This is a genomic window from Amycolatopsis sp. cmx-4-83 (assembly GCF_046548815.1).
In the GTDB taxonomy this organism is placed as follows: domain Bacteria; phylum Actinomycetota; class Actinomycetes; order Mycobacteriales; family Pseudonocardiaceae; genus Amycolatopsis; species Amycolatopsis pretoriensis_A.
On the sequence record NZ_JAEBEF010000013.1, the window covers coordinates 247452 to 253853 of the forward strand.

Genomic DNA, 6402 nt, shown 5'->3' on the forward strand with positions numbered 1-6402 from the left:
CCGTCGATCGAAGGAAGGAACCACGAGGATGAGCAGCATCGAAGGCAAGGAAGTCAAGAAGGTCATCATCGCCTGCGACGCCGGTATGGGCAGCAGCGTGATGGTCGCCTCCCAGCTGGCCAAGCGGCTGAAGCCGTACTCGGTCAAGGTCGAGCACACCCCGGTCAACGAGATCCCGGGCGACGCGCAGGTCGTGCTCTGCCAGTCCACTTTGGTCAGCCGCGCGCGCAAGGCCAACACCGGCGCGGTGATCCTGGGCTTCCAGAGCTTCCTCGGCGACCCGGTCTTCGACCGCGTCGAGCAGGCGATCCGGGACGGCGGTTCCCTTGCCGACTGACGCCACCATCCTCGGCGCCGAGTCCGTGCTCATCGGCTGCACCGCCCCCGACCAGGCGGACGCGATCGCCCAGGTCGGGCGGAAGCTCCTCGAACTGGGGGCGGTGGAGCCGGGGTACCTCGACGCGATGCACGAACGCGAGAAGTCCGTGTCGACCTACCTCGGCGAGGGCGTCGCGATCCCGCACGGCACCGACGAATCCCGCAAGTTCGTCAAGCGCACCGCGCTGGCGATCCTCCAGTTCCCCGACGGGGTCGACTGGGACGGCAACGACGTCCGGCTCTGCGTCGGCATCGCGGCCAAGGGTTCGGAGCAGGTCGGGATCCTGTCCTCGCTGGCCCGGATCCTGATGGACTCCGAGCAGGTCAAGCAGCTGCGCGAAGCACCGGACGCCGAGACGATCCTGCGACTGTTGAACGAAGTGGACGAGGAGTTTTCCCGATGAAGGTGGCACGTTTCTACGCGCCCGGTGACCTGCGGGTCGAAGATGCGGACGAGCCGAACCCCGGCCCGGACGAGATCAAGATCCGCGTGCACAACACGTCGACGTGCGGTACCGACCTGAAGATCTTCCGGCACGGGCACCACCACATCGACCCGCCGCGCGTGATCGGCCACGAGATCGCCGGCGAGGTCGTGGAAACCGGTGCCGGGGTGTCGGGCTGGTCGGCCGGCGACCGCGTGCAGGTCATCGCGGCCATCCCGTGCGGCGAGTGCAAGCAGTGCCGCAAGGGGCTGCAGCAGGTCTGCCCGAACCAGCTGTCGATGGGCTACCACTTCGACGGCGGGTTCGCCGAGTACATGATCGTGCCGAAGCAGGTCCTCAAGGTCGACGGCGTCAACCGGATCCCCGACGGCGTCAGCTACGCCGAGGCTTCGGTCGCCGAGCCGCTCGCGTGCGTCCTCAACGGACAGAACTTCGCGCAGGTCGGCGAGGGCGACGTCGTCGTGGTCGTCGGCGCCGGCCCGATCGGCTGCCTGCACGTGCGGCTGGCCCGTGCGAAGGGCGCGGCCGCGGTCTACCTGGTCGAGCTGAACCGCAACCGGCTGGACCTGGCCGCCGACCTCGTCAAGCCGGACGCCGCGATCTGCGGCAGCGAGGTCGACGTGGTCGAGAAGGTCCTCGAGCTCACCGGCGGCGACGGTGCCGACGTGGTCATCACGGCCGCGGCGGCGGGCAAGGCCCAGGAGGACGCGCTGAAGATGACCGCGCGCCGCGGCCGGATCAGCTTCTTCGGCGGCCTGCCGAAGGACAACCCGATCATCGCGTGCGACTCGAACCTGGTGCACTACCGGGAGCTGACCATCTACGGCGCCAACGGGTCCAGCCCGGACCACAACCGCCAGGCGCTGGAGCTGATCTCCTCGGGCAAGGTCCCGGTCGACGACCTGATCACCCACCACCTGCCGCTGTCGGACGTGCTGAAGGCGATCGACATCGTCAGCAGTGGCGAGGCGATCAAGGTGACGATCGAGCCGGGCACCGTCTCCGCGTAAGCGGTGCGTGCGGACCTGAGGAGGCGACCAACGGTGGTTGACGAACTGCGCGGCAACCCGGCGAGCCCGGGCGCGGCCGCCGGCCCGGTGGTGCGGCTGTCGCCGCCCCCGGTGCTGCCGGAGCACTGGGACGCCCCGGCGGCTCCCGAAGCGGAGCTGGCGGCGGCGACCGAAGCGCTCGACGCGGCGGTGGCGGACCTGGAGAAGCGCGCGGCTTCGGTGTCGGGCGAATCGAAGTCCATCATGGACACCCAGATCATGATGGCGCAGGACCCGTCGCTGCGGACCGGCATCGCCGACGGGGTGGCCAACGGCCGCCCCGCGGCGTGGGCGATCCGCGACGCGTTCGGCAAGCACGTGGCCGCGCTCGAGGCCATCGGTGGCTACCTCGGCGAGCGGGCGGCCGACCTGATCGACATCCGCGACCGGGCGATCGCCGCCGCGCTGGGCCTGGCCCAGCCGGGCATCCCGGCGGTTGACGGCGCGTTCGTCCTGGTGGGACAGGACATCGCGCCGGCCGACACGGTCCTGCTCGACCCGGCGAAGGTGCTCGGCATCGTCACCGAGAAGGGCGGGCCGACCAGCCACACGGCGATCGTCGCCCGGGCGCTGGGGATCCCCGCGGTGGTCGGCTGCGCCGGCGCCGCGGGCCTGGCCGACGGGCAGCGCATCGCCGTCGACGGCACCCGCGGCACGGTCGCCGTCGACCCGGACGACGAGTACGTGCACCGGATCGAGGCGGAAGCGGCGTCACTGAAGGAAAAGCTCGCGGCGCACAGCGGTCCCGGCGCCACGGCGGACGGTCACCCGGTCAAGCTCCTGCTCAACGTCGGCAGTGCCGGCGGGGCGGAGTCGGACGCCGCGGCCGACGCCGAAGGGGTCGGGCTGTTCCGCACCGAGTTCCTGTTCCTGGACCGCACGGAAGCCCCGACGATCGAGGAGCAGCGGGCGGCGTACGGCGAAGTGCTGCGCGGGTTCTCCGGCCGCCAGGTCGTGATCCGCACGCTCGACGCCGGTGCCGACAAGTACATCCCGTTCGCCAACACCGAGGACGAGCCGAATCCGGCTCTCGGTGTGCGCGGCTACCGCGTCGGCGTCCGCAACCCCGGTCTGCTCACCGCGCAGCTGAAGGCGATCAGCCTGGCGGCGGCCGACCACGACGCCGACGTGCGCGTGATGGCGCCGATGATCGCCACCCCGGCGGAAGCGGCGGCGTTCCGGGACCTGGCGCGGGAACACGGGATCGGCAAGGTCGGCGTGATGATCGAGGTGCCGGCCGCGGCCATCCGGGCGCGGGACATCCTGGCGGAGGTCGACTTCGTCAGCATCGGCACCAACGACCTCTCGCAGTACACCTACGCCGCCGACCGCATGCTCGGCGAGCTGGGCGAGTTGCTGGACCCGTGGCAGCCGGCGCTGCTGGCGCTGGTGGCCAACGTCGCCGCGGCGGCGAAGGAAGCGGGCAAGCCCGCCGGCATCTGCGGCGAGGCGGCGAGCGATCCCGGGCTGGCACCGGTGTTCGCCGGGCTGGGCATCACCAGCCTGTCGATGTCGGTGTCCGCGGTCCCGGCGGTGCGGGCCGCGTTGAAGGACTACACGTTGGAGCAGTGCCAGATCCTGGCCGGGGAGGTGCTGGGGGCACCGGACGTGCCGTCGGCGCGCACGGTCGTCGAAGAGTTCTCGGCCCGGTCGGTCGACTAGCGTTCACGAGATGGGGAAATCCTGATGTCCAGTAGGAAAGTGGTGATCGGCTCGCCCGTCGGGCTGCACGCGCGCCCGGCGAAGCTGCTCGTCGAACTGGCGGGCCGCCTGCCGGTCCCGGTGAAGCTCGGCCGCGACGAGAACCAGCTGGTCGACGCGGCCAGCATCCTCGCCCTGATGGCCCTCGGCGTCCGCGGCGGCGAAGAGGTCCTGGTGACGGCGGAAGGCGAAGGCGCCGAAGAGGCGGTGGCGGAGGTGTGCGAGCTGCTGGCCCGCGACCTCGACTCGGCGGAGCAGCCGGCGAGCTGACGCCCCCAGTGCGGCCGGGGAGCTTCGTGGACTCACCCGGCCCGCTCCGGCGGGGCGCCCGGTGACCCCCAGGCCGGGTACCCCGCCGGACCCTGTGCTTCCGGCGGGCCGTCTGCCCCACTGTGCGGGCGGCTCGCCGGAGCCCCACGAAACAAGAACCGCCCACCGGAACCCCGGTGGGCGGTTCTTCACGTCACGGAGGCCGCACTTTCACGTGAAAGTGCGGCCCCCAGGACGGCACTTTCACGTGAAAGTGCGGGGTCAGCGGGCGCCGTAGAACTCCGCGACCCGGGCCGCGATGAAGTCCTGGTCCGCTTCGGACAGTCCCGTGTGCGTCGGCAGGCACAGGCCGCCGGCCGCGAACTTCGCCGCGTTCAGCTCCGTCCACGTGGGAGTGAGGTACATCGGCTGGCGGCTCATCGGCGGGAAGAAGACCCGCGTCTCGACGCCCGCCGCCGCCAGGTGGGCCTTCAGCTCGTCGCGGTCCTCGGCCAGCACGTCGTACATCCACAGCACGTCGCGGCCCGGCATGCGCGTGATCCCGGGGAAGTCCAGGCGCTCGTCGTAGCGCTTCTCGATCTGCGACCGCAGCTCCAGGATCTCGTCCAGCCGCTCGACCTGCGCCAGCGCCACGGCGGCCTGCAGGTTGGTCATCCGGAAGTTGTAGGCCAGGTTCTTGTGCACGAAGTCGTGGGCCTTGCCGGTCGCGAAACCGCGCAGGTGCGCCATCTGGGCGGCCAGGCGCGGGTCGTCGGTCAGGCAGATCCCGCCCTCGCCCGCCGTCACGATCTTGTTGGCGTACAGCGAAAAGCACGCGATGTCACCGACCGGACGGACGCCGTGCGCCTCCGCGGTGTCCTCGACGACCCGCAGGTTGTACTCGAAGGCCAGCTCCATGACGGCGTCCATGTCGCAGCGCCGGCCGTGCACGTGGACCGGCATGATCGCCTTGGTGCGCGGCGTGATCGCCGCCTCGGCCAGCGCCGGGTCGATCGTCAGGTCGTCGCGGCAGTCCACGAACACGGGCGTCGCGCCGGTGTAGGTGACCGCCCACGCCGAAGCCACGAAGGTGAACTCGGGCACCAGCACCTCGTCGCCCGGGCCGATGCCGAGCGCCCGCAGCGCGAGCGTCAGCGCCGCCGTGCCCGAGGAGCACGCGACGCCGTGCGCGACGCCGTTCCACTCGGCGAAAGCGGCTTCGAACCGCGTGACGAACGGTCCCTGCGCGGAGATCCAGCCCGTGCCGACCGCTTCGGTGACGTAGTCGCTCTCCCGCCCGGTCAGGTACGGCTGGGACACGGGGTGGGCAAAGGCCATCGGTTCCTCGCTTGGTTCGCCGGATGGGAGGAAAGTCCCAGGATGGGTCCGCCGGTGACTGGAAAACACCAGTGATCGCGGCCGGACACCCCGATTCTCCAATGATTTCCCGAGTCGCCCGGGCGTCCAATGGGATCCGATCAGCGGCAGTCTCGGGAAGCCGTGGGCGCAGCCGGCCGGTGGACGTGGGAGAACCATGACGAAACGAGCATTGATCACGGGCATCACGGGGCAGGACGGCTCCTACCTCGCCGAGTACCTGCTGGGTCTCGGCTACCAGGTGTGGGGACTGGTGCGCGGCCAGGCCAACCCGCGCAAGCTGCGCATCAGCAAGCTGGCCACGGAGCTGAGCTTCGTCAACGGCGACCTGCTGGACCAGGCGAGCCTGGTCGCGGCGGTGGACCTGGTGCAGCCGGACGAGGTCTACAACCTCGGCGCGATCTCCTTCGTCCCGATGTCGTGGCAGCAGGCCGAACTCACCTCCGACGTCAACGGCATGGGCGCGCTGCGGGTGCTCGAAGCGATCCGGATGGTGTGCGGGCTCGACAAGTCGCGGCCCACCACCGGCGGCGGCATCCGCTTCTACCAGGCCTCCTCGTCGGAGATGTTCGGCAAGGCCGCGGAGACGCCGCAGAACGAGCGGACGATCCTGCACCCGCGCAGCCCGTACGGCGTCGCGAAGGCCTACGGCCACTACATCACCCGCAACTACCGCGAGTCGTACGGGATGTACGGCGTCTCCGGCATCCTGTTCAACCACGAGTCGCCGCGGCGCGGGATGGAGTTCGTCACCCGCAAGATCTCCAGCGCGGTCGCGCGGATCAAGCTCGGCGTGCAGGACGAGCTGCGCCTCGGCAACCTCGACGCGGTCCGCGACTGGGGTTTCGCCGGCGACTACGTGCGCGCGATGCACCTCATGCTCCAGCAGGACGAAGCCGTCGACTACGTGATCGGCACCGGCCGGATGCACACCGTCCGCGAGGCCGCCGAGATCGCGTTCGCCTCCGTCGGGCTCGACTGGCGGGACCACGTCGTCATCGACCCGAGCCTGGTGCGCCCGGCCGAGGTCGAGGTGCTCTGTGCCGACGCGACGCGCGCCCGCACCGAGCTCGGCTGGAAGCCGGTCGTGACCTTCGAGGAACTGATGCGGATGATGGTCGAGTCCGACCTGACCCAGACCAGCCGTGAGCTGGACCTCGGCGAGGCGCTGACCGCCGCCGTCTGGTAGCCGCTTTCCCTCC

7 protein-coding genes are annotated in these 6402 nt (G+C 70.6%); 6 read left to right on the forward strand and 1 reads right to left on the reverse strand.

Annotation, left to right across the window (positions count from 1 at the left end; genetic code table 11):
* Positions 1-28 precede the first annotated feature (28 nt).
* The 5 genes from ACLJQM_RS37390 to ACLJQM_RS37410 are packed head-to-tail and all read left to right on the forward strand — an operon-like array spanning position 29 to position 3844.
* Entirely contained in the window at positions 29-337 is a 309-nt protein-coding gene (locus tag ACLJQM_RS37390; RefSeq protein ID WP_360782204.1) for a PTS lactose transporter subunit IIB, read from the forward strand.
* Positions 327-782, forward strand: coding sequence for a PTS sugar transporter subunit IIA (locus tag ACLJQM_RS37395; RefSeq protein ID WP_360782202.1), 456 nt, complete (start codon positions 327-329; stop codon positions 780-782). Before ACLJQM_RS37390 ends, ACLJQM_RS37395 begins: the two co-directional genes overlap by 11 nt.
* Positions 779-1834, forward strand: a complete 1056-nt coding sequence (locus ACLJQM_RS37400) for a zinc-dependent dehydrogenase (RefSeq protein ID WP_410635045.1) — start codon at positions 779-781, stop codon at positions 1832-1834. Before ACLJQM_RS37395 ends, ACLJQM_RS37400 begins: the two co-directional genes overlap by 4 nt.
* 33 nt (positions 1835-1867) lie before the next feature.
* Positions 1868-3535, forward strand: coding sequence for a phosphoenolpyruvate--protein phosphotransferase (gene ptsP, locus ACLJQM_RS37405; protein WP_410635046.1), 1668 nt, complete (start codon positions 1868-1870; stop codon positions 3533-3535).
* Positions 3536-3559: 24 nt separating this feature from the next.
* On the forward strand, positions 3560-3844 hold the full coding sequence (locus tag ACLJQM_RS37410) for an HPr family phosphocarrier protein (RefSeq protein ID WP_247024818.1): 285 nt from the start codon (positions 3560-3562) through the stop codon (positions 3842-3844).
* A 261-nt stretch (positions 3845-4105) separates the two neighbouring features.
* On the opposite strand, the gene ACLJQM_RS37415 is transcribed toward ACLJQM_RS37410, so the two are convergent.
* A complete protein-coding gene (locus ACLJQM_RS37415) occupies positions 4106-5161 on the reverse strand; it encodes a DegT/DnrJ/EryC1/StrS family aminotransferase (RefSeq protein ID WP_360782196.1) in 1056 nt (351 codons plus the stop codon).
* A gap of 196 nt (positions 5162-5357) precedes the next feature.
* Between ACLJQM_RS37415 and ACLJQM_RS37420 the strand changes: the two genes are divergently transcribed.
* Positions 5358-6389, forward strand: coding sequence for a GDP-mannose 4,6-dehydratase (locus ACLJQM_RS37420; RefSeq protein WP_247024814.1), 1032 nt, complete (start codon positions 5358-5360; stop codon positions 6387-6389).
* The last annotated feature ends 13 nt before the right edge of the window (positions 6390-6402 follow it).

Bases quoted from the DNA above. Each gene is read 5' to 3' on its own strand.
- ACLJQM_RS37415 (WP_360782196.1), bottom strand. From the start codon at position 5,161: ATGGCCTTTGCCCACCCCGTGTCCCAGCCGTACCTGACCGGGCGGGAG.
- ACLJQM_RS37400 (WP_410635045.1), top strand. From the start codon at position 779: ATGAAGGTGGCACGTTTCTACGCGCCCGGTGACCTGCGGGTCGAAGAT.
- ACLJQM_RS37390 (WP_360782204.1), top strand. From the start codon at position 29: ATGAGCAGCATCGAAGGCAAGGAAGTCAAGAAGGTCATCATCGCCTGC.
- ACLJQM_RS37410 (WP_247024818.1), top strand. From the start codon at position 3,560: ATGTCCAGTAGGAAAGTGGTGATCGGCTCGCCCGTCGGGCTGCACGCG.
- ACLJQM_RS37420 (WP_247024814.1), top strand. From the start codon at position 5,358: ATGACGAAACGAGCATTGATCACGGGCATCACGGGGCAGGACGGCTCC.